Genomic DNA, 21942 nt, shown 5'->3' on the forward strand with positions numbered 1-21942 from the left:
TCCTGCGTCCCTGCTCGGTGCCGTCGCGGCGGCCAGTGCACGATCGGGGCGAGCCGCGCCTCCTCGGGGTCGGAGGCGGCGGCGGCGGCCGACGAGGCGGCGGCGGCCGTCCGCGTCAGGCTCGCCGGGGGTGTGCGCGAGCGCGGATCAGCTGCACGGCCACCGCCGCGACGGCCGTCGCGACCAGGACGAGTGCGCCCGCGAGGGTGCCGGCGAAGAACGTGAACGACTTCGCCGTGTGGACGTCGGTCGGCAGTCCCCGGGTCGCGGCCACGATCACGACGCCGGCGACGAGGGCGGCGGCCAGCGAGGCCCAGAAGACGAGGCGGATGCGTGCAGCCGGGACGAGGGCCGCAGTCTGGGGCGACGTGGTCGGGGGAGTGCGCCGCAGGTACCGGACGGCCGCGATGCCGAGCACGACGAGCCCGCCCACCGACGAGACGTACTGCGCCCACTGCGTGCCGACCAGCGGCCCCCACTGCTCGGCCAGCGCCGGGATGAGCATGCTGCCGAACCGGTCCGGGTGCGTGAACGCGTCCCAGAACACGTGGGTGACCACGCCGAGGACGAGTGCGAGGAGGGCCCACGGGGCCGTGCGGGCGAGGCCGGGCCCCGAGCCGGTGTCGACGCCGGGCCCTTGCCCGGCCTCAGGCCCGTACCCGTGCCCACGGGAGTCCCACGACGTCGGCAGGCGCGACCCGATCGACGTCGGCAGCAGGGCGCGGGCCGCCGGCCGCAGCAGCACGCGCCAGACGAGGTAGAGCAGCATCGCGACCGGCACCGAGAACACCAGCAGGCTCGGGAACCCGTGGGTCTGCTCGTAGGTCACGCCGACGGGGAAGAACAGCGGCACGTCCGGCGCCATCGAGCCGACCGCGACCGCCCCGAACGGCAGGGGCGTGCGGACGAACGGCAGGGCGACGACGGCATGGCTGGGGGTGAACGGCACACGCCATCGTGGCGAACGGGGGCCGGGGTCGGCATCCACCCCCGGGTTGAGAAGCGGCGAGCCCCGTCGCGAGTTCCCTCGAGACACATCGACCCATTTGGGATACCGAACGTCACAACATCGCCACAGCGCCCGATCGACAACCCTGCTTTTGGTGACCTGAAACAAAGCGTATTGTCGACGTAACCTGTCCGAAATCGATTCCGGGATACAAAGTGAGGACTTCGTGCAACTGACCTCGTCGCCAGTCGCCACTCAACCCTCACCTGCCGTGGAGTCGCTCATGACTGCTGTATCCCGCACCACCGCACCCCCGTCTTCGTCCGGCGCATCCGTCGCCTCCGTCCTCGACTCGATCGGGTTCACCCGCGCCCAGTTCTGGATCTTCCTGCTGATCCTCGCCGGCGAGTTCTTCAACACCCTCGAACAGAACTCGGTCGGCGCCATGGGCAGCCACCTCAAGGACTCGCTGCAGATCGGCGACGTCCAGCTCACCGGCATCAACACGGCGACCGTCATCGGCGGCCTCATCGGTCGGCTGCTCGCCGGCTACCTGGCCGACAAGTACGGCCGACGCTTCTCGCTCAGCCTGAACCTGCTGATCTACACGCTGGGTGGGCTGCTCAGCGCGGTCGCCATGAACTACGAGTGGCTGCTGGTCAGCCGGCTGATCGTGGGAATCGGCATCGGTGGTGAGTTCATGATCGGCATCGTCATGTTGTCCGAGATGGTCGCCACGAAGTTCCGGGGCACGGCCATCGGCATGATCAACGTAGGCGCGGGCGGCCTCGGCAACTTCATCTCGTACGGCCTGTTCCTGCTGCTGCTCGGCCCGCTCGAGATCAGCCTCGGCGGCCCCGACGTCGTCTGGCGCTGGACCTTCGTCATCTTGGCCGTGCCCGCCCTGTTGGTCGTCCTCTACCGGCGGCGGCTGCCCGAGACCCCGCGGTTCCTGCTCTCGAAGGGCCGGGTCGACGAGGCCAACCGGTCCCTCGCGATCCTCGCGTCGAACTCGCTGCGCCCGACGGATGCGAAGCCGCCCGTGCAGCTGTCGCCGGACGACTTGCCGCCCATGCCCGTCCACGCCAACCCCGCCGCCGTGTTCCACCGGTTCGTCCTGCGCCGCACCGTGGCGCTCGGCGTGGCGTCGTGGATGGCCTTCGGGTCGCAGGTGACGCTCAACTTCCTGATGCCCACCCTGCTCGTCGAGCGCGGCTACAGCGTCACCCAGAGCCTGCTCTACACGATGATCATGAACATCGGTTCGTTGCTCGGCGCCACCACGGCCGCCCTGATCGCCGGCCGGGTCGGCCGTCGCACGGCGGTCACCACCGCCGGGGTGCTCGGCTGCCTCACCGCCCTCGCCTTCGCGGCGCTCGGCAACGGGACCGGGGCCATCCTGGTGCTGGGCGCCTTGTTCCAGTACTTCACCATGGTCACCAACACGACCCTCGCGACGTGGACCGCAGAGGTCTTCCCGACCGCCATCCGCGCCTCCGGAGCCTCGATCGTCAACGGGATCGGCAACATCGCCGGCGCGATCATGCCGTTCCTGGCCGTGGCCCTCTACGGCTCGTACGCCTTCGCCGGGGTCTTCGGTCTCGCCGCCGCCATGTACGCCGTGCTCGTGGTCGCCGCCCGCTTCGCTCCCGAGACCAGGGGGCGCTCGCTCGAGGACGTCAACGAGAACGCCCTGATGGCCGCGACCCCCGCACCGACCCCGGCCGCCACCCGCGCGACCGACTGACCCCCGACGGTGTCGCGGGTCGACGACACCACCAGCACCGACCACCACCATCCCAGGAGGAACCCCATGGACCAGCTCAACGTCACCGCCACGGCGAACGGCTTGAACTACCTGCCCGAGTACGTCGCCGACGCGGGCGGACTCTTCGCCGCCGCCGGCCTCGAGGTCACGGCCACGGCGCGCGACCCGTGGACCGGAGTGCTCGACGACCTCGAGTCGGGCGAGGCCGACGTGGCGTTGGGCGGTCTCTGGGTGCCCGGCATGTACGCCGGCATGGACCGCCGCGTCACGGTCGTCGGACAGCTCAACCACCGGTTCCCGATGACGATCGTGGCCCGGGACGCCACCGGGCCCGTCGGCCTCGACTGGCTGGCCGGCAAGGTCGCCCTCGCCCCGGGGGCCGGCGGCAGCGCACCGTACGAGTTCACGGCGGGCCTGATCCGCGAGGCCGGCCTCGACCCGGCGGCCACCCGCTGGGTGCGCGACCTGTCGACCGCCATGATGATCGAGCTCTATCGGGGCGGTCTCGGCGACGCCATCGTGCTCGACCTGCTCTCGGCGTCCGAGCTCGTCGCGGCCGGTCACGGCACGATCGTCTTCAGCCACCTCGCCGAGGGCGGCGTCATGCCCAACAGCGTGTACTACGTGCGCACCGACCGGGTCGAGGAACTCGCCGACAGGGTCGAGCGGTTCGTCGGCGCCGTCGAGCAGGGCATGCGGAAGATCACCTCGGACGACGCCGACGCCGAGATCGCCACCGTCCTCGCCGCCCGCTGGCCCGAGAAGGACCCCGCACTGCTCCGCTCGGCCGTCGAGCAGATGACCCAGGGCGGCGTGTGGGACACGACCGAGATCGACGCCGACGCCTCGGACCGGTGGATGCGCATCCTCGTCGACGGAGGCCTGGTCGGACGCGCGCCGTCGCTGGACGAGCTCACGGGCGGCCACGCGGTCCGCACGGTGGGCGCCGCCTCGTGACGCTCGTCCTCGCCTCGACCGAGATCACCGATCTGCTGTCCGGGGTCGACGTGTTCGGCGTCGTCGAGGCGGTGCACGCCGACCTCGGCACGGGGGCCATGACGCAGCCGGCCCCGGTGACGCTGTCCGGGTCGGACGACACGGTGTTCCTGCCCATGGCCGTGCGCTCGGATCGCCTCGGCCTGGCCGCCGTCAAGCTGATGGCCGACGTCCCGGGCAACACCGCCCGGGGCCTGCCGTCCCAGCGTTCGACCATCGTCGTCTCGTCCGTCGAGACCGGCGAGTGCGTGGCCGTGCTCGACGGGGCCATGATCACGCGGGCCAGGACGGCCGCCGCGTCGGCCGTCGCCACCCGGCACCTCGCACGCCCTGACTCGCGCGTGCTCGGATTGGTGGGGGCCGGCAACCTGGCCGTCGAGCACGTCCGTGCCCTGCGGGTGGCCCGGGTCCCTCCGCAGCTGGACCACGTCGTGGTGTGGTCCCGCTCGTCGTCGACCGTCGATCGGTTCGTCGACGCCGTGGGCGAGTGCGCCCCCGGGCTCGCGGTGACGGTGGCGGACGACGTCCGGGCCGTCGTCGAGTCGTCCGACGTGCTCTGCACCCTGACGCCGTCGGTCGACCCCATCGTCCGAGGGGCGTGGTTGCGCGCGGGCCAGCATGTCAACGCCGTCGGGGCCCGCCCGAGACCGACCCACCGAGAGCTGGACGGGGCGGCCATGGCCCGCGGCACCCTCGTGGTCGACGGCGCCGCGACCGCCCGGGCCAAGTCCGGCGACCTGCTCGAGGCCCTGCGTGAGGGGTCCTTGCCGGCCGACACGCGCCTCCGTGAGCTCGGCGAGATCGTCGCGGGCATCGCGCCCGGACGCGCGTCGGCCGACGAGGTGACCGTGTTCGACTCGGTCGGCCTCGCGGCGCAGGACCTCGCGGTGGCGGCCGCCGTCGTCGACCTCGCCCGGGCCCGCGGCGTGGGCGACGAACGTCACCTCGCGCCCGTGGCGGTGCCGGCGTGACGGACGGTGCCGGCGGGCTCCGCATCGCCGTCGTCAACTGCAACACGACCGAGTCGATGACCGAGACGGCCGTCGCCCGGGCGCGTCTCGCCGTCGCGCCCGGCACGACGGTCGTCGGCATCACGCCGAGCTGGGGCGTGGCCTCGGCCGAGGGGTGGTATGACAGCTTCGTCAGCGCGGCGGCCGTGCTCGACACCCTGGGCAGCTTGCCGGACGACGTCGACGGGGTCGTCCTGGCCGGGTTCGGCGAACACGGCCGCGAGGGCGCCCGTGAGTTGCTCGACATCCCGGTGGTCGACATCACCGAGGCCGCGGCCCACGTCGCCATGCTGCTCGGCAGGCGGTTCGGCGTGGTGACGACGGTGCGTCGCGCGGTCGGCCAGATCACCGACAGCCTCACCACCGCGGGGCTGATGGAGCACTGCGTCGCCGTCGAGGACACCGGGCTCGGCGTCCTCGAGCTCGAGGCCGACCCCGCGGCCACCGCCGAGGCCTTCGTCGCCGCGGGCCTGCGCGCCGTCGCCCGCGGGGCGGAGGTGGTCTGCCTCGGCTGCGCGGGCATGGCCGGACTCGAGGAACACGTCGGGGAGCGCCTCCCCGTCCCGGTCGTCGACGGTGTCGCGGCCGCCGCCTCGCTCGTCGAGACGCTCGCCCGGCAGGGGCTGACGACGAGCAAGATCGACAGCTACGCCACCCCGCTCGCCAAGGCTCGCAGCTGGCCCGGGCCGGAGCGGGCGGCGGCTCGTGTTGAATGAGGTGATCCCCCTCCGAACGGACCACGTCATGACCGCCGTCACCCCCGAGTCCTCCCTCGCCGAGCAGACCTACCGGACGCTCCGCCGACGGATCATCCTCGGCGAGTACACGCAGGGCGCCCGGCTCGTGGAGGCGACCCTCGCGGCCGAGCTCAACGTGTCGCGGCTGCCCATCCGCGAGGCGTTGCCGCAGCTCGAGAACGAGGGCTTCGTCCGCACACTGCCCCGTCGGTCGTCCCGTGTCGTCGAGTGGACCGAGGCCGACATCACCGAGCTGTTCGACGCCCGTCTGAGCCTCGAGACCCTCGCCGCCCGGTTGGCGGCCCGCGCGGCGGCGGCGGGTGCCTCGCTCGACCCCCTGCGGAAGGCGATCGCCGACGAGCACCGGGCGCTCGACGGCAACGACTGGCTCGAGGTCGCCGAGACGTCGACGGTCGTGCACGAGGTCGTCGTCCAGATCGGTGGCAGCGCCCTGCTCACCTCGCTGATGAGGGCCGTGACCGGTCGGATGACGTGGCTCTTCTACCTGACGTCGGCCCGCGACCAACGCCAACAGTCCGACGAGCACCACGAGATGCTCGAGGCCATCGGTGCGGGCAACGAGCGGCTCGCCGAGTCGATCGCGTTCACGCACATCGAGAAGGGGCGGGCACCGTCCCTGAGCTTGCTGACGCAGGCGACGACCGCCGAGGGCGACACCGGCAGCGGGCGGCTCGCCCGGCCCTGAGGCGCTCGAGGCGGGCCGACGTCCGTCACCGACCCGCGCCTCCTGGGGTCGTCAGGCGGTGGACCCCGCCGCCGGTCCGGTCCGCGTCGCGAGGACGTCGCGCACGGTCGTCCAGCGTGCTGGGCCGTAGCGGTCGTTGTCGACGTGGCGCAGCTGCGCGTCGCCGCTGAACATGTTGACGAAGTACTGCATGCCCTGCCAAGCGGGGAAGGTGTCGTCGCCCTTCGACGTGCGACGCATGACGGCCGCCATCGCCGAGAGGGTGCCGGTCGTGCCGGCCCACTGCGGCTTGAAGGGCGTGCCGGTGAGCTCGCTCATCGTGCGAGCGACCTGGCGGGCGGTGACCCGGTCGCCGGCGACCTCGACGACGCGCGGAGCCTCGGGGTCGAGCGCGACCCGGGCGACGACGTGGGCGACGTCGTCCTTCGTCGTGAAGTCGAGCACCTGGTCGGCCGACGACCAGAACAGCACCCGCTTCCGGTCGAACAGGACCATCGGCGCGTCCCCGGTCAGCAGGTCGGTGAACATGCCGTTGAGCACCGACGTCGCCCGGATCGGAGCCGCGTCGACGTCGGCCGCGAACTCACGCCGCAGCTCGAAGTTGCGGTTGCTGCCCGGCGGGATGCTGCGGTAGTCGGCCGAGTAGTCCGAGGGCACGAACCGCGGCACGCCCGCCGCGACGGCGGCCTTCAGCAGAGCACGCTGCGCGTCGACGATCACGGGACGGACGCCGCTCACGGCCGACACGACGACGTCGGCTCCGCGGGCGGCCTCGGTCAGGGCGGGCACGTCCGTGTAGGAGGCGCGGGTCACCTCGACCCGGTCGTCGTCACCGAACAGCGTGGTCGCGCCGGTGCTGCCGGGGCGGGTCAGGACGCGCAGGCGCACGTCGCTCGTGGTGTCGCGGAGCAGCTCGCGGGAGATGCGCTGGCCGAGGTCGCCGGTCGCGCCGGCGAGGAGGACGGTGGTGGTCATGGGGGAGTGGCTCGTTCCGTCGGGGGGTCAGAGGCCAGTCTGCGCGCTCGGGGGCGGTGCGGTGCGGCGGGGGTGGGGTGGGGGTGCGGGTGCGGGTGCGGGTGGGGTGGGCTGGGTGGCGGTGCGGGTCGGGTGTGGGGCGCACGACGCCAGGATGTGGGCACAGCGCCAGGACGAGGGCTGGCGCTGTGCCCACTTCCTGGCGCAGTGTGCTGGGGACGGGGCGTCCCCGGGGACGCGACCCGCGCCTCCTCGGGGCTCGTGGCGTCGCCACGGTACCGGGACGTGGACTCGACGCCAGGATGTGGACACAGCGCCAGGACAAGGGCTGGCGCTGTGCCCATCGTCTGGCGTCGTGGGCCCGTTCCTCGTGCGGGAGGAGCACGATGGCGGGGACCCGTCGCACCCGTGCGCGGGCGAACGGAGAGAGCCGACCATGAGCACCACCGACCCCGACGACTTCGTCACCCGCGCCGCACGACGGGCCCGTGAACTCATCGACACCCAGGACGTCGTGCCGCCCGTCGCCCGGGGTGCCCTGCACGACCTCGCGGGCCGGGCCGAGACCGTGGTGCGCGACGTCACCGACCGGGCCGGGTCGTCGGCCCACGACCTGGTCGACCGCGCGGAGGTGATCGCCGACCGGGCGGAGAAGACCGTGCGCGACGTCGCCGAGACCGTCACGATCGCCGCCATGGAGGCCACCGACCAGGCCCACCAGCGCTACCGCCGCCGCTCCCGCGTCACCAACGCCGTGGGTGCCACCGTCATCTCGGGGCTGGTCGTGGCGCTGGTCGCGAGCAGGCGTCGGCAGTAGCGCCGCCGCTGGCCTGCCGGCCCGCCGACCTACCGGCCCGCCGCCCTGCTGACCTGCCACCCTGCCACCCCGCCACGAAGTAAACATCCCGCCACGAGAAAAGGTGGCGGGATGTTTACTTCGTGGCGGGGTGGCGGCGTGGACGCGGTCCGAGGGTGAGGAGGCGCGGTGCGAGGGGTCAGTCGCGCGCCGGCGGGTCGGGCAGCACGAGCTCGCGGTCGCCGAGTGGCGCCGACAGGGGCACGTGCACGATGCGGAGTTCAGCCGCGTCGGGCCTCGTCAACGGGTTCGATGTGCCGCAGCGCAACGGCGCGCCCTGGAACCGGATCTTCGAGGTGCCGGTCACCGCCACCGAGACCTCGTCGGCGCTCTCTTCGACGAAGACCGTCCCGGGCTGACAGCTGCCCTGCCGCACGGCGACGACGACGTCACCGTCGGCCAGGTCTCCGCCCAGTTCGCCGAGGTCGTCACGCCCGACGACCTTCGCCTGCCACACCGGCAGCCCCTGCTGCTCGCCCGTGGACCGCGACATCACACCGGCCACGCTCGTGGTCTGCTCGACGTCGGGGTCGAGGTCGATCTGCAGGTCGCTGTAGGACGAGAAGACGCCGATGTCCCAGGCGTCCTGCAACGACTCGCGTGCCTCCGCTTGTCGTTGCGCGGTGAAGCCCCAGAACCCGAAGCCGACCGAGAGCACGATCAGGATCACGCCCGAGACCCGGGTGTAGCGGATCAAGAGGTCGCTCGGCTCGGCCCGGTCGCCGTCGCGCACCTGCCAGCGCGAGCCGAACAACATGGCCCGGGGCGGCGCGACCAGGCACCAGACTCCGGCCAACACCCCGACGACGGATATCCATAACATGACGAAACCCTATCCAGTCCGGTCGCACGCTGCGCCAGCCAGCCAGCCAGCCAGCCCGCCAGCCCGCCAGCCCACCACGAAGTGAACATACCGCCACGCGAAAAGGTGGCGGCATGTTCACTTCGTGGCGGGAAGAGGTGGAGCCAACGCGACGCAGCCCTGCGCGCCGAGTAGTCAGGCCGCGAGCAAGGACTCGCTCGTGACGACGGTCGCGAAGCTCCCGTCGAGGGCGGCCATGAACGCCGCGTGGACGTCGCGGCCGGCGATGGTCGTCCCGCCGTGCACGAGGTCGGGGGCCGCGCAGGCGTCGGCGACGACGGTGCAGGCGAAACCGAGCTCGTGCGCGGCCCGCGTGGTCGAGTCGACGCACATGCTGCTCATCATCCCGACGATCACGAGTTCGGTCACGTCGCGCTCGCGGAGGCTCGCCTCGAGTCCCGTGCCCACGAAACTGTTCGGCACGTGCTTCTCGACGACCAGCTCGCCGTCGCGGGGCTCGACCGACGGGTGGAACGCGAGGCCGGCCGTCCCCGGGCGGAAGAACGTCGCGCCGTCACCGGTCGAGACATGGAAGACGTGCACGACGGGCTCACCCGACGCCCGGAATGCCTCGAGCACCTCGCCGGCGGCTGCTGCCGCCGCCTCGGGCTCGACGAGGGGGAACGCGCCCCCGGGAAAATAGTCCAGCTGGATGTCGACGATGAGCAGCGCGCGGGTCATCGTGCAAGCATGCCAGGCAGCACGCCCGGGGCGGGGACGAGGAGGCGCGGTGTGCGGCCGTCAGGCATCGCGCCTCCCGCGATCCGGTCGCCGGCCCGCGCCTCGTGGTCCCGTCGCCCCGCCCCGCCCCGGTCAGCTCCGCCCGTCCGTGGCCACCAACCCGCCACGAAGTGAACATTCCGCCACGACATGAGGTGGCGGATTGTTTACTTCGTGGCGGCGTGGTCGGTTGCGGGGTCGCGGAGCGCAGCGCGGCGGGGGGATAGGGCGACGTGCGGGGTGGCGGCGGCCGGGGCGGGGCGGGGCGGCCCAGCTCAGGGGCGCACCGGCACCGACGTCGGCACGAGCGTCGTCGCGACGACCGTCACGTCGTCGCTGCGCTCGCGCTCGCGGGCCAGACCCTCGACGACCTCGACGATGCGGGCCGGTTCGGGGGTCGCGGCGAGCAGTTGCTCGAGGTCGTGCAGCGCCTCGAGCTCGACCGGGAACAGGTCGAGCACCCCGTCGCTGACGCAGACGAACACGTCGCCATCGTCGAGCTGCGAGCGGTGCCGATGCCAGGCGGTGCCCACGCCGATCGGCAGGTCGGCCGAGTTGAGACGGTCGACGCCGCCCGCCGCGCGCCGGATGAACGCCAGCCCGTGCCCCGCGTCGGCCCAGAGCACCCCGCCGTCGGCGTCGATGCGGGCGTGGAACGACGTCGTGAACTGCGTCTCGGTGTCGTAGGCGCTCGTCGTCAACCCGACGGAGGCGCGGTGGAAGGCCTCGGCCGGGTCGCCGTCGTCGACGCTGCTGCGGATCACCGAGCGCACCGCGGCCGCGATCATGCCCGCGCCGACGCCCTTGCCCATCACGTCGCCGACGGTCACGGCGATGCCGGACGAGGTCGGGTACCAGTCGAAGAAGTCGCCGCCGACCTCGCGGGCCGGCACACAGGCCCCGAACACCGCGAACGCGTCGGGCAGGGTCGAGGCGTCCGGAGGCAGCAGCGACTGCTGCACCACGGCCGCCCGATTCAGTTCGCGCTCGACGGCGTGCTGCTGGGCCCGCGCCCGTTCGAGGCGCGCCTTCGCCTGGCGGGCCAGCTCGTTGACCGCCGCGGCCACCGTCGCGTAGACGATCAGGGCGAACGCCAGGCGGATCAGTTCGCTCGGGCCACGACCCTCCGAACTGAACAGGTACGGCAGCAGCAAGGTGACACACGTTCCGACCAGGGGCAGCAGCACGTTGCGCCGGCCGGGCCAGGACGCGACCCAGATGACCGCCAGCAGCACGATCGGCAGGAAGACCGACCGCTGGTCGCCCGTGCCGTAGCGCAGCAGCCCCACGGCGACGAAGTCGGCCGCGGGGACGAGCATCTCCCACCGGCGCAACTCGGCGTGGCGGGCCATCAGGGCGGCGAACACCAGCGCGGCGACGGCCACCGCGACGCCGAGCCACATCGTGATCGCGTCGGTGACGATCAGCCACGGCAGGGTCGCACTGAGCACCGCGGCCAGCACGATCAGCAGGGCGATGAACGACTGTCGGAACAGCGGCACCTTCTCGAGAGGCACGCGCCGCAGGGCCGTGTTGAGTGCTCGCCCGACGGCGTCGGCACCCTCCGTCACGCGTCCCATGCCGATCCCCTCGCCCCTGGATGGTCCGTCGACCACAGGTGTCGTCTTGCCTCGTCGTCCCCCTGACGCTACAGGGTGCGGCCGACGGAACCGAGGACCCGAGGAGGCGCGGTGTGGGCACGACGCGCACCGCGCCTCCTGGGGGCGAGGCGTCGTCCACAGGCGACGCGGGGTCGTTGTGTGGTGTGGGCGGGCGATGGTTGGGTGGTGGCATGAGCGCCGTCGACGTCCTCAGCCGCCTCTCCGAGATCCACGTGCTGCCCGTGGTCGTGATCGACGACCCGGGGCAGGCCGTTCCGCTCGCCCGCGCCCTCGTCGCGGGCGGCGTGCCGTGCGCCGAGGTGACCCTCCGCACCCCGGGCGCGATCAAGGCGCTCCGGGCCATGGCGGGGGTGCCCGACTTCGTCGTCGGGTGCGGCACGGCGCTGTCGGCCGAGCAGGTCGACGCGTCCGTCGATGCCGGGGCGACGTTCGTGATCAGCCCCGGGCTCGACGAGTCGGTGGCCGATCGGTGCCGGGCGCTCGGGGTGTCGCACGTCCCGGGCGTGGCCACGGCCACCGAGGTGATGCGGGCACGCGCGGCGGGGTTCACGGTGCAGAAGTTCTTCCCGGCGGCCCAGCTCGGTGGCGCTGCGGCGATCTCGGCGCTCGCCGGGCCGTTCCCCGACCTCCGGTTCGTGCCGAGCGGAGGGGTGGGCCTCGCCGAGGCCGCGTCCTATCGCGGGGACGCCGTGCACTCGATCAGCACGAGCTGGATCACCCCGCGCGACGCCGTCGCCGCCGGCCGCTTCGACCTGGTCACCGACCGTGCCCGGGCGTTCCGTGAGGAGGCGTCGGCGTGAGCGGCGTCCCGAGCGGGTTCGAGGGCCGGGGTCGCGCCCGGGGCTCGTTCGAGCGCGTCGTCACCGTGGGCGAAGGCCTCGCCGTCTTCCGGTCGGGACCCGACGAGCAGCTCTGGCGGGCCGAGCAGGTGGCCGTCGGCACGGGCGGCGCCGAGGCCAACGTCGCCATGACCCTCGCCCACCTGGGCGTCCCGGTCGTCTGGGCCGGCCGGGTGGCCGCCGACTCGCTCGCCCGCCGCATCGTCCGCGAGCTGCGGGCCGAGGGGGTGACGGCCCGCACCGTCGTCGACCCGGACCGCCCCACCGGTCTGCTCGTCAAGGACGTCCGCGCCGACGGTCGCACCGCTGTCTCGTACCATCGCGCCGGCAGCGCGGGCAGCGCCCTCACCGCCGCGGACGTCGACGCGCTCGACCTCGACCTCGCCCCCGGCACCCTGGTGCACGTCACCGGCATCACCGGCTGCCTCTCGGATTCGGCCTCCCAGGCCGTCCGGCATCTCGTCACGCGGGCCCGCGAGGCTGGCGCCCTCGTCTCGTTCGACGTCAACCACCGGCCGCGCCTGTGGGGCGACCGGCCCGCCGCCGAGGCGCACCGGGAGCTCGCCGCGGCGGCCGACCTCGTCGTCGCGAGCGTCGACGAGGTGCCGTTCCTCGTCGGGTCCTCGTTCGAGTTCGACACCCGGGCGTCCGGCCTCGAGCAGGCCGAGCTCGCTGCCGACACGTTGGTCGGGGCGGGCCACCAGCACGTCGTCGTCACGGCGGGAGCAGCCGGCGCGTTCGCGGTCGACGGCGGTGATCGGGCCCCGGTCGTCGCGCACGAGATCGACGTTGTCGACACCGTCGGCGCCGGGGACGCGTTCGTCGGGGGCTACCTCGCGGGATGGGCCCGCGGCGAGGTGCTGACCGGACGCCTGCGGCTCGCGAGTCTGTCGGGTGCCGCGGCGTGTCGGCACGCGGGCGACTGGGAGGGAGCGCTCGACCTCGACGGGCTCGGCGAGGGCCCCGGGCCGGGGTTGGGGGCCGGCGGCGACCCCGTCATCCGGTGACGGTGCGTCGAGATGTCACGACTGGCCGCTCACCTCCGAAGACGAGCGGCACGTCGTGACATCTCGCCGACCTCACTCGGTCGGGTCGGGCCGCTGGGGGTCCGCGGCCTCCGAGGCCGGCGCGACCCGCGCCTCCGGCACCTGGGGGGCCGACGCGACCCGCGCCTCCTGGGCTTCTGCGACCTCGGGCGTCGACGCGACCCGCGCCTCCTGGGCGTACGCGCCGAAGCGCAGCACGTCGGCGCCGTAGGACGCGAACAGCCGGGCCAGGTCGTCGACCCGGGCCCGGGACAGCTTCTTCGTCGGACGCGAGGTCAGTTCGCGGACGACGCCCGCGAGCTGGGACCGGTGCGACACGATCGCGGTCGCCGCGCCTCCGTCGGTGGCGTCGCGCTCGGTCGCGAAGACCGTCGCGTCGCGGTGCGAGTAGAACACGCAGGTGTCGAACCAGAGCCGGACGCCGGTCTCGGCCTGCACCCGGTCGGACAGCCGCTGGGCCTGCCGCCGCACCTGCGACGCGGGGGCCTCGCGGCCGAGGTGGGTCCGCACGGTGAGCACGGTGGGGGAGTCCTTGACGACCTGCAGCGCGAACGGCGGCGTCATCGTGCTCTCGTCGAACAGGCCCGCGAACGCCGGGAACACGCTGCTCGGCGTGAGCCCGTCGAAGACGATGCCGTTCCAGCCCTTGTTCTCGATCACCATCACGCCGGTCTCGCCGAGCAGGACGTGGTCGACCTGCGCGACGAACCGCGAGGAGGCGCTGGTCGCCACGGGCACGAAGACCACGTTGGTCAGCAACACCGCGTCCACTCCCAGCTGACGGCAGGCGTCGGCGATGTCGTCGCGCGAGGTGGCCTCCCACTTGAGCCCGGCGGCGACGAGGTCGCGGGCCTGCTTCGCCTCGGTGAGGGCGGCCTGGCGCTCGGCACCCAGGGCGTCGCGCTCGCGGGCGTGGTCGGCGGCTGCCTGGGCGAGGGCGTCGTCGTGGGCCGTGGCGAGGGCCTCGTGCTGCTCGCGGGCGGCCCGGGCCTGCTCGTCGGCGGCGGCCTTCGCGGCGGCCACGGCCCGACGGGCCCGGGCACGCAGCACGACGGCGACCACGACCAGGGCGACGAGCAGGACGGCGGCGATGATCCACGGGACGAGGCTCTGGTCGAACGGCATGCCTCCAGCAGAACACGGGGTGCCGGTGGGGCGCGGGTGCCTCGCCGGGCGGGCGGTCGGTGCTCGCCGAGATGCCGCGACGGGGTGCCGGGGCGGCGGGGTGGCGGGGTGGCGAGATGTCACGACTTGCCGCTCAGGTTCGAACGTGAGCGGCAAGTCGTGACATCTCGAGGGGCCGGGCGGGCCGGGCTCGGCCCGGCCCGGGTCAGCCGGGCAGCACCGCGAGCAGCAGACCGCCGGCCGCCGCCACTGCGACGACGGCCCACGGCGGAGTCCGCCACGCGACCAGCAGCACGAAGCAGACGAGGGCGAGACAGAACGGCCCCACACCGGTGATCGCCGTCGTGACGACCGGGTCGTAGAGGGCGGCGGCGAGCAGGCCGACGACGGCGGCGTTCGCTCCGCGCATCAGGGCTCGGACCGGCGCGCGGCCGCCGAGGGTGTTCCAGAACGGCAGCACCCCGACCAGCAGCAGGAGCCCCGGCGCGAAGATCGCGAGGGTCGCGAGCGCAGCCCCGAGCGCGCCTCCTGGTCCGATGTCGGCCACGGCACCGAGGTAGGTGGCGAAGGTGAAGAGCGGGCCCGGGACCGCCTGGGCGGCGGCATAACCGGTCAAGAAGGTGTCGTCGTCGACGAAGCCGGGCTCGACCAGGCCGGCGTGCAGCAGCGGCAGGACGACGTGGCCGCCGCCGAAGACGAGGGCTCCGGCGCGGTAGAAGACGTCGACGAGCGCGACGGTGCCCGAGCCGGTGGCGGAGGCCAGGGCGGGCAGGCCGACGAGCAACGCCGCGAACACCGCGAGGCAGGTGACGCCGGCGGCACGCGTCACAGGGAAGCGGAGGGGCGTGGCCGGGGTCGTACCGGCAGACGGCCCGGCGGACGGCCCGGCAGGAGGCCCGGCGGACGGCCCGGATGACGGCCCGGCGGTCAGCCCGGAAGACGGCTCGGCCGTCGGCTCGGCCGTCCTGCAGAAGACGAGCCCGGCCAGCACCCCCAGCGCGATCGCCGAGAGCTGCCCGGCCGGTCCCGCCAGGGTCAGTGCGAGGACGGCGGCGGCGGCCGCGATGCTCGCTCGAGTTCGATCCGGGGCGAGGAATCGGCACATGCCCATGACGGCATGTGCCACGATCGCGACCGCGCCGATCTTCAGCCCCGTGACGATCGCCGACCCGACGACGCCGTCGAGCAGCCCGACCCCCGTCGCCACGGCGAACATGATCACCGCGGACGGCAGGGTGAACGCGACGAAGGCGACGAGCGCCCCGATCGGACCCGCCCGCAGCAGACCCAGCCCGAACCCGACCTGGCTCGAGGCCGGCCCCGGAAGGAACTGCGCGATCGCGACCAGGTCGCCGTACGGCCCGTCGCCCAGCCAGCGCCGACGCGTCACGGCCTCGGCCCGGAAGTACCCGAGGTGGGCGATCGGACCGCCGAACGACGTCACCCCGAGCACCGAGAACGCGGACAGCACCTCGCGGACGCGGCTCGGACTGCGAGCCGGGCCACGAGCCGGGCCACGGGTCTGGCCACGGGCGGGTCGGCCGCCGGGGTCGGGTGCGCGCTCGGTCACGAGGTCATCGTGGCAGGTGGCCGCCCGCGCCGCCGCGAGATGTCACGACTTGCCGCTCATCTACGAAGGTGAGCGGCAAGTCCTGACATCTCGGTGCCCCAGGAGGCGCGGGTCGTCACCCCGGGAGGCCGCGGCCCCGCCACGTGCCCAGCTCGGCGACCTCGCGCCAGCCGAGGCTCTCGTAGAGGCGGCGACCGTCGACGCTCGCGAAGAGCATGCCCGTCGTCGCTCCTCGGGCGGCGGCCCCGTGCTCGAGACCGGACATGACGCGGCGACCCAGCCCGCGCCTCCGGAAGTCGGGTTCGGTCGCGATGCGGTCGAAGACGACGTGGTCGCCGACGATCGCCGCCTGGCCGCGGGCGGCGACGACGCCGTCGACCTCGACCCTGACGTGCACGACCTGGTCGTCGTCGTCGACGACGACGATCCCCGGGGGCGACGGCGTCGCCGACACGGGGGCCGTCATCATGCGCTCGGCGTGGGTCACCGCCTCGAGTCGGGCCAGGGTCGTGCGGGCGACGTCGTCGAGGGGGCCGACCACCGACAGCCAGACGTCGGGCGTGATCGTCTCGTCGACGAGGCGGGTCAGCTCGGCCGGCGTCGGCTGAGCCACGATGCGTTCCAGCGACCGGGTCGCGGCCGCCACCTCGACCCGCCAGGCGTCGCCGTCGCGGTGACGGGCGGCGCCACGCGAGAGCGCCCAGCCCTTGACCCACCGGTCGACGAGCGGGATGAGGTCGTCCGTCGTCTTGGTCACCCCCTGAGCCTAGGTCGGGTCGTCACGACGCCAGGATGTGGGCACAGCGCCATCACTGGTCCTGGCGTGGTGACCACATCCTGGCGGGGTGACCACAGCCTGGCGTCGTGCCCACCCGGCGGCATCGTCCGCCTCGCCTCAGGGCGTCGCGTCGTCGTACACGGCGATCAGTCGGTCGAGGAAGCCCTGCACGACCGCCCGCTCGGCCTCGTCCATGCCGTCGACGAGGCGCTCGATGCCGTCGATCATCGGCAGCACCTGCTCGTAGGCCCGGTCGGCCGACGCCTGCTCGGCCGTGACGATCAGCTTGCGGCCGTCGGAGGGGTGTCGCTCGCGCCGCACGTGACCGGCCGACTCGAGGCGGTTCAACACGAGGGTCATCGCGGCCGTCGACACCTCGACGCGGCGCGCCAGCTCGCTCGGGGTCGCCGGGCCGGTCGTGATCAGGTGGTCCATGGCGTCGAGCCCGGCCCGGTCGACGCCGAGACGCTCGGCCAGGTGCCGCTCGAAGCGCTGCTGCCGGACGGCCACCTGCTGCACGCGGGCACGGATGTCGTCCGCGGGCAGCTCGCGACCGTCACGCCGGGCCCGGGTGCGGTCGTCGCGATCTGGGCGGTCGTGGAGGTCGATGTCGGTCACCACTCAACGATAGCCGTGTAGATTGCCAATATCGTTGATAATCAATCCAGGGAGCAACTCGTGACCATTCCCACCACGCGCACCCGCGTCCTCATCTCGGGCGCCAGCATCGCGGGGCCTGCCCTCGCCTACTGGCTCGACCGCTACGGCTTCGAGACGACGATCGTCGAACGGGCCCCCGAGCTGCGGACCGGCGGGCAGAACGTCGACGTCCGCGGTGCAGGCCGTGAAGTCGTGCGTCGCATGGGCCTCGAGGACGACGTCCGCGCCGCCACCACGGGCGAGGTCGGCACCCGGTTCGTCGGGCCGACGGGCGGCACGGTCGCCGAGTTCCCCGCCGGAACCTCCGATTCAGGAGGCGCGACCGCCGAACTCGAGATCCTGCGGGGGGACCTCGCGCGGCTCCTCGTCGGGCGCACCACGGGCGACGGCCAGGGTCGTGGCACCACGTACCGGTTCGGCGACCGCATCACCGGCATCCGGGAGGACGACGGGGGCGGGGCCGCCGGCGCCGCAGCCGATGCCGCCACGGGAGGCGACCCGATGACCACCGTGGCCTCCACGCCCGCCGGCAACGCGCCTCCCGGGTCCGTCTCGCAGGGCGTCGTCGTCTCGTTCGAGCACGCCCCCGACGAGCGCTTCGACCTCGTGGTCGCTGCCGACGGCATCGGCTCGTCGACACGGCGCCTCGTGTTCGGCGACGAGCCGACGATCCGGTCGCTGGGGCTCGAGACCTCGTACGCGACGATCCCGCGGACGGCCGACGACGACGACTGGTGGCGCTGGTACAACGCCGCCGGGGGTCGCTCGATCACCCTGCGGCCCGACGCCCACGGGACGATCCGCGCCGCGATGTCGTTCGTCACCGACCGCACCCGTGAGCGGGGCGGGGCCGAGCGCCGCACCGTCGCGGAACAGCGGGCCCGACTGCACGAGATCTTCGACGACGCGGGCTGGGAGGCCCGACGCGTGCTCGCCGGCTTCGATCAGGCCGACGACCTCTACTTCGAGTCGATCGGGCAGGTGCGGGCGCCGCGATGGTCGACGGGACGGGTCGTGCTGCTCGGCGACGCCGCGTACTGCGCCTCGCCGGTGAGCGGCATGGGCACGAGCCTGTCGCTGGCCGGGGCCTACGTCTTGGCCGGCGAGCTCGCCTCCCACCGTCACCACCGTGACGCCATCGCCGGGTACGAGCGGCTCATGCGGCCCTACGTCGAGCAGGCACAGCAGCTGCCACCGGGGGTGCCGCGGGTCGCCAACCCGACGTCCCGCGCCGGCGTCGCGCTGTTCCACGCCGGAGTGCGGCTCGCGTCGACCCGGGTCGCGCGTCGGCTCGGGGCGCGCTTCTCCACCCCGCCGGCCGACGCGCTCGAGTTGCCGGACTACGCACACCTCGAGCCCTGACGCCCTGACGCTCCCGTCGAGTGGTCCCGAATCGTCCTCCACCCCGCCGGGAAGGACGATCTCGGACCACTCGACCGAGCAGCCGGGACGAGGAGGCGCGGCGCGGGTGTCCGACGGAGGGCCCGGACACGCAGAACGGGCGGGCCCGGGGGAGGCGGGCGTCCGAAGACGCCCGTTCCCGCCGAACCCGCCCGTCGTCAGCCGGGGAGGCCGACCGACCTAGCGCGCCGAGGCGGTCTGGCCGACGCGCGTGCCGTCGGCGGCCGTCGCCGCATCGCCCGAGCCGGCGTCGCCGTCGGCACCACCGTCGCGGCCACCGGCGCGGCGGGCACGAGCCCGCACGAACAGGCTCGACGCGTACACCAGCACGAGCGACGCGAGGATCGCGACGATCACGGCGATCTGACCGCCGGCCAGGCTGATCTGGCCGAACAGGATGCCGACCACGCCGTAGTCCGAGTCGGAGAAGGTCGAGTTCGACAGTCCGATGTCGCCGAGCACCGGCAGCAGGAACAGCGGCAGGAAGGTGATCGCGAGACCGTTGGCGAAGGCACCGAGCACGGCACCGCGTCGACCGCCCGCGGCGTTGCCGATGACGCCCGAGGCGGCTCCGGTCATGAAGTGGGCGACGACGCCCGGGATCACGATGGCGGTGCCGGCGAAGATCATCACCGACATGCCGACGATGCCGCCGACGAAGCTCGCGAGGAACCCGATCAGCACGGCGTTCGGGGCGAAGGTGAAGGTGATCGGCACGTCGAGCGCAGGGATCGCGTTCTTGACGAGGCGCTCGCTGATGCCCTTGAACGCGGGCACGATCTCGGCCAGCACGACGCGCACGCCGGCGAGGATCACGAAGACGCCCGCCGAGAAGGTCGCGGCCTGCATGACGACGTAGACGATGTAGTTCTGGCCGTCGCTCAGCTCGGTCTCGACGAACGAGGCCCCGGCGAACAGCGCGACGATCACGTAGATCACGGCCATCGACAGTGCCACGATCACCGTGGTGTCGCGGAGGAACCCGAGGCCCTTCGGGAACGTGATGTCCTCGGTCGACTTCGACGGGGTGCCCTTGCCCCGGGTCAGCGTGGCGACCAGGCCGCTCAGGGCGACGCCGGCACCGCCGGTGTGGCCGAGGGCGACGTCGTTCGAGCCGGTGACCTTCCGCATGAAGGGCTGCACGATCGCCGGCGACAGCGTCGTGACGAGACCCTGCAGCAGCGCGCCCCAGAGCACGACGCCCCAGACCGGGAACCCGGCGACGCCGAGGATCACGGCGATCATCGCGGCCATGTAGAAGGCGACGTGACCCGAGAGGTAGATGTACTTGAAGTGCGTCGTCGCGGCCAGCAGCACGTTGACGATGAACCCGAAGAAGAAGATCAGCGCGGCGGCCGAGCCGTAGTCGAGCAGCACCTGGCCGACGATGGCCTCGTTGTTCGGCACGACGCCCTGCACGTTGAACGCCTCCTGGAACATGGCGCCGAACGGGTCGAGCGAGGCGACGACCACGCCGGCACCGGCGGCCAGCACCAGGAACCCGACGAGGGTGCGCACGGTGCCCTTGAGCACGTCGCTGAACGCCTTGCGCTGCAGCAGCAGGCCGACGAGCGAGATCAGCGCGACGATGATCGCGGGCTGGCGGAAGACGTCCAGCAGGACGGAGAGCACGCCCTCCATCAGTTGGCCTCGGCGTCGGGCACGGTCACGCCCTTGCGGATCGCGGTCTCGCGCACCTTGGTACGCAGCTCGGCCAGGTCGATGATGCTGTCGAGCACCACGACGTCGCCGAGGCCGCCGACCGAGTCGGCCAGGTCGGCGCCGACGAAGATCACGTCGGCGGCACCCGGGCCGACCGAGCCGAGGTCGGCGTGGTCGACGTCGACCCCGGTGATGCCCTGCTCTTTGAGGACCTTCTCGATGTTCATGTGGACCATGAAGCTCGAACCGAGGCCCGAGCTGCAGACGGCGAGGAATTTCATGCGTTCTGTCCGATCTTGGTGAGGACCGCCAGGGTGTCGGCGGGGGTGGAGGAGGCGAGCAGCTCGGCGCGGAGCGTCTCGTCGGAGAGCAGGGTGGCGAGGGCCATCATCGTGTCGAGGTGGCTCTGCGGGTCGGTCGCGGCGAGGCAGAAGAAGAGGTCGATCGGGTGCGCGGGCTCGTCGTTCAGCAGGACGGTCTCGCCGACCCGCAGGCTCGAGAGCCCGGTGCGCTCGACGCCGTTCTCGGGCCGGCTGTGCGCCAGGGCGATGCCGAAGCCGAGGTCGATGTAGGTGCCGCCCGCGGCGATCGAGTCGGTCATGGCCGCGACGTAGTGGCTGCTGATGGCGCCGCTGTCGAGCAGGGGCTGCGCGACGCGTTCGACGGCGTCGCGCCAGCCGTCGACGCGGTCGGCGAAGAGGATGGTCTCGGGGGTGAGGAGGTCGGTCAGCACTGTCGTTCCTGGTGGGGGTCGGTGACGTCGGCGTCGGGACGGGCGTCGGTTGCGGTGGTGGGGCGGGGTTCAGGAGGCGCGGCTCGGCGGACGAGGAGCGTCCGGTCGGTCAGCCGTGCAGGCCGAAGAAGATCTCGCTGTTCTGCGGGGTGAAGTGGCTGGTCCCGTAGGCGACGGCCCGCTCGTCGCCGTCGAACACGGTCGAGGCGATCTTCAGCAGGGTCGTCCCGAGGGGGACGTCGAGCTCGTCGGCGTGGAGGGTGCTCGCGCCGTCGAGCGAGACCAGCAGGTCCTGCCGGGCGAGCGTCACGCCGTGCTCGCGGTCGAGGTGCCCGTAGAGCGAGCCGTCGGTGAAGTCGACGGTCGCCGTCTCGGGGAACAGCGCGTACGGCAGCCAGGTCACGACGAGGTGGTGCAGCGAGCCGTTGACGAAGCGCAGGCGGGTGAGCTCGACGACCTCGTCGGCCGAGTTGATGTCGAGGTGGCTCGCCACGGTCTCGCCGGCCCGGACGACCTTCTGGTCGAGCACACGGGTGCTGACCGCGAAGCCCTCACCCGTCTGCTGTGCGTGGAAGCCCTTGACCTCGTCGGCGAAGCGCTCGCGGTAGTGCAGGCGGTACTGCGGCTCGGTGACGAAGGTGCCCCGGCCGTGCTCGCGCACCAGGTGGCCGTCGGCGATCAGGCCGTCGACCGCGTGCCGCAACGTGATGCGGCTGACGCCGTACTCGTCGCAGAGCACGGGCTCGGCGGGCAGCTGCGACCCGGGCTCGAGCTTCTGGATTCGGGACAGCAGGTGCTCGCGCACGGCCACGTACTTGCTCGTGCCGCTCGTGGTGCTCATCTGGTGCCTCCGCGCCGTTGCTGAAGTGGGTGGTGCTGAAGTGGGTGGTGCCCGACCGAAGTCGACACATCGTCGAGTCATCAGGT

General features: G+C 72.8%; 22 protein-coding genes. 9 read left to right on the top strand and 13 right to left on the bottom strand.

The features are described from left to right. Window positions 1-115: 115 nt before the first annotated feature. On the bottom strand, window positions 116-949 hold the full coding sequence (locus ASG28_RS13355) for a DUF4184 family protein (protein ID WP_055975998.1): 834 nt from the start codon (window positions 947-949) through the stop codon (window positions 116-118). 283 nt (window positions 950-1232) lie between these two features. Here ASG28_RS13355 and ASG28_RS13360 point away from each other — a divergent pair, with 283 nt between their 5' ends. The 5 genes from ASG28_RS13360 (at window position 1233) to ASG28_RS13380 (ending at window position 6166) form a co-directional block, all read left to right on the top strand. Then, window positions 1233-2696, top strand: a complete 1464-nt coding sequence (locus tag ASG28_RS13360; RefSeq protein WP_235477794.1) for an MFS transporter — start codon at window positions 1233-1235, stop codon at window positions 2694-2696. A gap of 66 nt (window positions 2697-2762) precedes the next feature. Next, window positions 2763-3674: an ABC transporter substrate-binding protein gene (locus ASG28_RS13365; RefSeq protein WP_055976001.1), complete on the top strand. Its 912-nt coding sequence runs from the start codon at window positions 2763-2765 to the stop codon at window positions 3672-3674. After that, entirely contained in the window at window positions 3671-4684 is a 1014-nt protein-coding gene (locus tag ASG28_RS13370; RefSeq protein ID WP_055976003.1) for an ornithine cyclodeaminase family protein, read from the top strand. Before ASG28_RS13365 ends, ASG28_RS13370 begins: the two co-directional genes overlap by 4 nt. After that, window positions 4681-5439 (top strand): aspartate/glutamate racemase family protein, encoded by a 759-nt coding sequence (locus ASG28_RS13375; protein WP_235477797.1) that lies wholly within the window; start codon window positions 4681-4683, stop codon window positions 5437-5439. Before ASG28_RS13370 ends, ASG28_RS13375 begins: the two co-directional genes overlap by 4 nt. A gap of 28 nt (window positions 5440-5467) precedes the next feature. Next, window positions 5468-6166 (top strand): GntR family transcriptional regulator, encoded by a 699-nt coding sequence (locus tag ASG28_RS13380; RefSeq protein ID WP_056051197.1) that lies wholly within the window; start codon window positions 5468-5470, stop codon window positions 6164-6166. A 51-nt stretch (window positions 6167-6217) separates the two neighbouring features. On the opposite strand, the gene ASG28_RS13385 is transcribed toward ASG28_RS13380, so the two are convergent. Continuing rightward, complete coding sequence (locus ASG28_RS13385; protein ID WP_055976008.1) at window positions 6218-7141, bottom strand: NmrA family NAD(P)-binding protein; 924 nt, start codon at window positions 7139-7141, stop codon at window positions 6218-6220. Between the two features lie 436 nt (window positions 7142-7577). Between ASG28_RS13385 and ASG28_RS13390 the strand changes: the two genes are divergently transcribed. Then, window positions 7578-7958, top strand: coding sequence for a hypothetical protein (locus ASG28_RS13390; RefSeq protein WP_055976011.1), 381 nt, complete (start codon window positions 7578-7580; stop codon window positions 7956-7958). 178 nt (window positions 7959-8136) lie between these two features. Here ASG28_RS13390 and ASG28_RS13395 read toward each other — a convergent pair whose 3' ends face one another. The 3 genes from ASG28_RS13395 to ASG28_RS13405 form a co-directional block, all read right to left on the bottom strand. Further along, entirely contained in the window at window positions 8137-8820 is a 684-nt protein-coding gene (locus ASG28_RS13395) for a hypothetical protein (protein WP_157485740.1), read from the bottom strand. A 174-nt stretch (window positions 8821-8994) separates the two neighbouring features. Continuing rightward, the gene (locus tag ASG28_RS13400) at window positions 8995-9540 is read right to left on the bottom strand and encodes a cysteine hydrolase family protein (protein ID WP_055976017.1); all 546 of its coding nucleotides are present in this window, start codon (window positions 9538-9540) and stop codon (window positions 8995-8997) included. A 314-nt stretch (window positions 9541-9854) separates the two neighbouring features. Next, window positions 9855-11159: a PP2C family protein-serine/threonine phosphatase gene (locus ASG28_RS13405; RefSeq protein WP_055976021.1), complete on the bottom strand. Its 1305-nt coding sequence runs from the start codon at window positions 11157-11159 to the stop codon at window positions 9855-9857. Window positions 11160-11371: 212 nt separating this feature from the next. On the opposite strand from ASG28_RS13405, the gene ASG28_RS13410 reads away from it, so the two are divergent. Continuing rightward, window positions 11372-12001, top strand: coding sequence for a bifunctional 4-hydroxy-2-oxoglutarate aldolase/2-dehydro-3-deoxy-phosphogluconate aldolase (locus ASG28_RS13410; protein WP_055976024.1), 630 nt, complete (start codon window positions 11372-11374; stop codon window positions 11999-12001). Continuing rightward, window positions 11998-13047 (top strand): sugar kinase, encoded by a 1050-nt coding sequence (locus ASG28_RS13415; RefSeq protein WP_055976027.1) that lies wholly within the window; start codon window positions 11998-12000, stop codon window positions 13045-13047. The genes ASG28_RS13410 and ASG28_RS13415 overlap by 4 nt, the downstream gene beginning before the upstream one ends. A 72-nt stretch (window positions 13048-13119) precedes the next feature. Here the strand turns inward: ASG28_RS13415 and ASG28_RS13420 are convergent, their stop codons facing one another. From ASG28_RS13420 to ASG28_RS13435, 4 genes are all read right to left on the bottom strand, one after another. Further along, the gene (locus ASG28_RS13420) at window positions 13120-14211 is read right to left on the bottom strand and encodes a nuclease-related domain-containing protein (RefSeq protein WP_055976030.1); all 1092 of its coding nucleotides are present in this window, start codon (window positions 14209-14211) and stop codon (window positions 13120-13122) included. A gap of 205 nt (window positions 14212-14416) precedes the next feature. Continuing rightward, entirely contained in the window at window positions 14417-15682 is a 1266-nt protein-coding gene (gene chrA / locus ASG28_RS13425; RefSeq protein ID WP_055976034.1) for a chromate efflux transporter, read from the bottom strand. Between the two features lie 214 nt (window positions 15683-15896). Then, window positions 15897-16538, bottom strand: a complete 642-nt coding sequence (locus ASG28_RS13430; protein ID WP_055976037.1) for a GNAT family N-acetyltransferase — start codon at window positions 16536-16538, stop codon at window positions 15897-15899. 138 nt (window positions 16539-16676) lie between these two features. After that, a complete protein-coding gene (locus ASG28_RS13435; RefSeq protein WP_235477799.1) occupies window positions 16677-17177 on the bottom strand; it encodes a MarR family winged helix-turn-helix transcriptional regulator in 501 nt (166 codons plus the stop codon). 60 nt (window positions 17178-17237) lie between these two features. On the opposite strand from ASG28_RS13435, the gene ASG28_RS16965 reads away from it, so the two are divergent. Continuing rightward, window positions 17238-18581 (top strand): FAD-dependent monooxygenase, encoded by a 1344-nt coding sequence (locus tag ASG28_RS16965; RefSeq protein WP_235477801.1) that lies wholly within the window; start codon window positions 17238-17240, stop codon window positions 18579-18581. A gap of 219 nt (window positions 18582-18800) precedes the next feature. Here the strand turns inward: ASG28_RS16965 and ASG28_RS13445 are convergent, their stop codons facing one another. The 4 genes from ASG28_RS13445 to ASG28_RS13460 form a co-directional block, all read right to left on the bottom strand. After that, window positions 18801-20261 (bottom strand): PTS ascorbate transporter subunit IIC, encoded by a 1461-nt coding sequence (locus ASG28_RS13445; RefSeq protein ID WP_082454665.1) that lies wholly within the window; start codon window positions 20259-20261, stop codon window positions 18801-18803. Beyond that, on the bottom strand, window positions 20261-20563 hold the full coding sequence (locus ASG28_RS13450; protein ID WP_054145253.1) for a PTS sugar transporter subunit IIB: 303 nt from the start codon (window positions 20561-20563) through the stop codon (window positions 20261-20263). The genes ASG28_RS13445 and ASG28_RS13450 overlap by 1 nt, the downstream gene beginning before the upstream one ends. Continuing rightward, entirely contained in the window at window positions 20560-21015 is a 456-nt protein-coding gene (locus ASG28_RS13455; RefSeq protein ID WP_152970100.1) for a PTS sugar transporter subunit IIA, read from the bottom strand. The genes ASG28_RS13450 and ASG28_RS13455 overlap by 4 nt, the downstream gene beginning before the upstream one ends. Window positions 21016-21124: 109 nt before the next feature. After that, on the bottom strand, window positions 21125-21856 hold the full coding sequence (locus tag ASG28_RS13460; RefSeq protein ID WP_043596597.1) for a GntR family transcriptional regulator: 732 nt from the start codon (window positions 21854-21856) through the stop codon (window positions 21125-21127). Window positions 21857-21942 lie beyond the last annotated feature (86 nt).

The sequence above is a fragment of the Frigoribacterium sp. Leaf415 genome, from assembly GCF_001424645.1.
GTDB lineage: Bacteria > Actinomycetota > Actinomycetes > Actinomycetales > Microbacteriaceae > Frigoribacterium.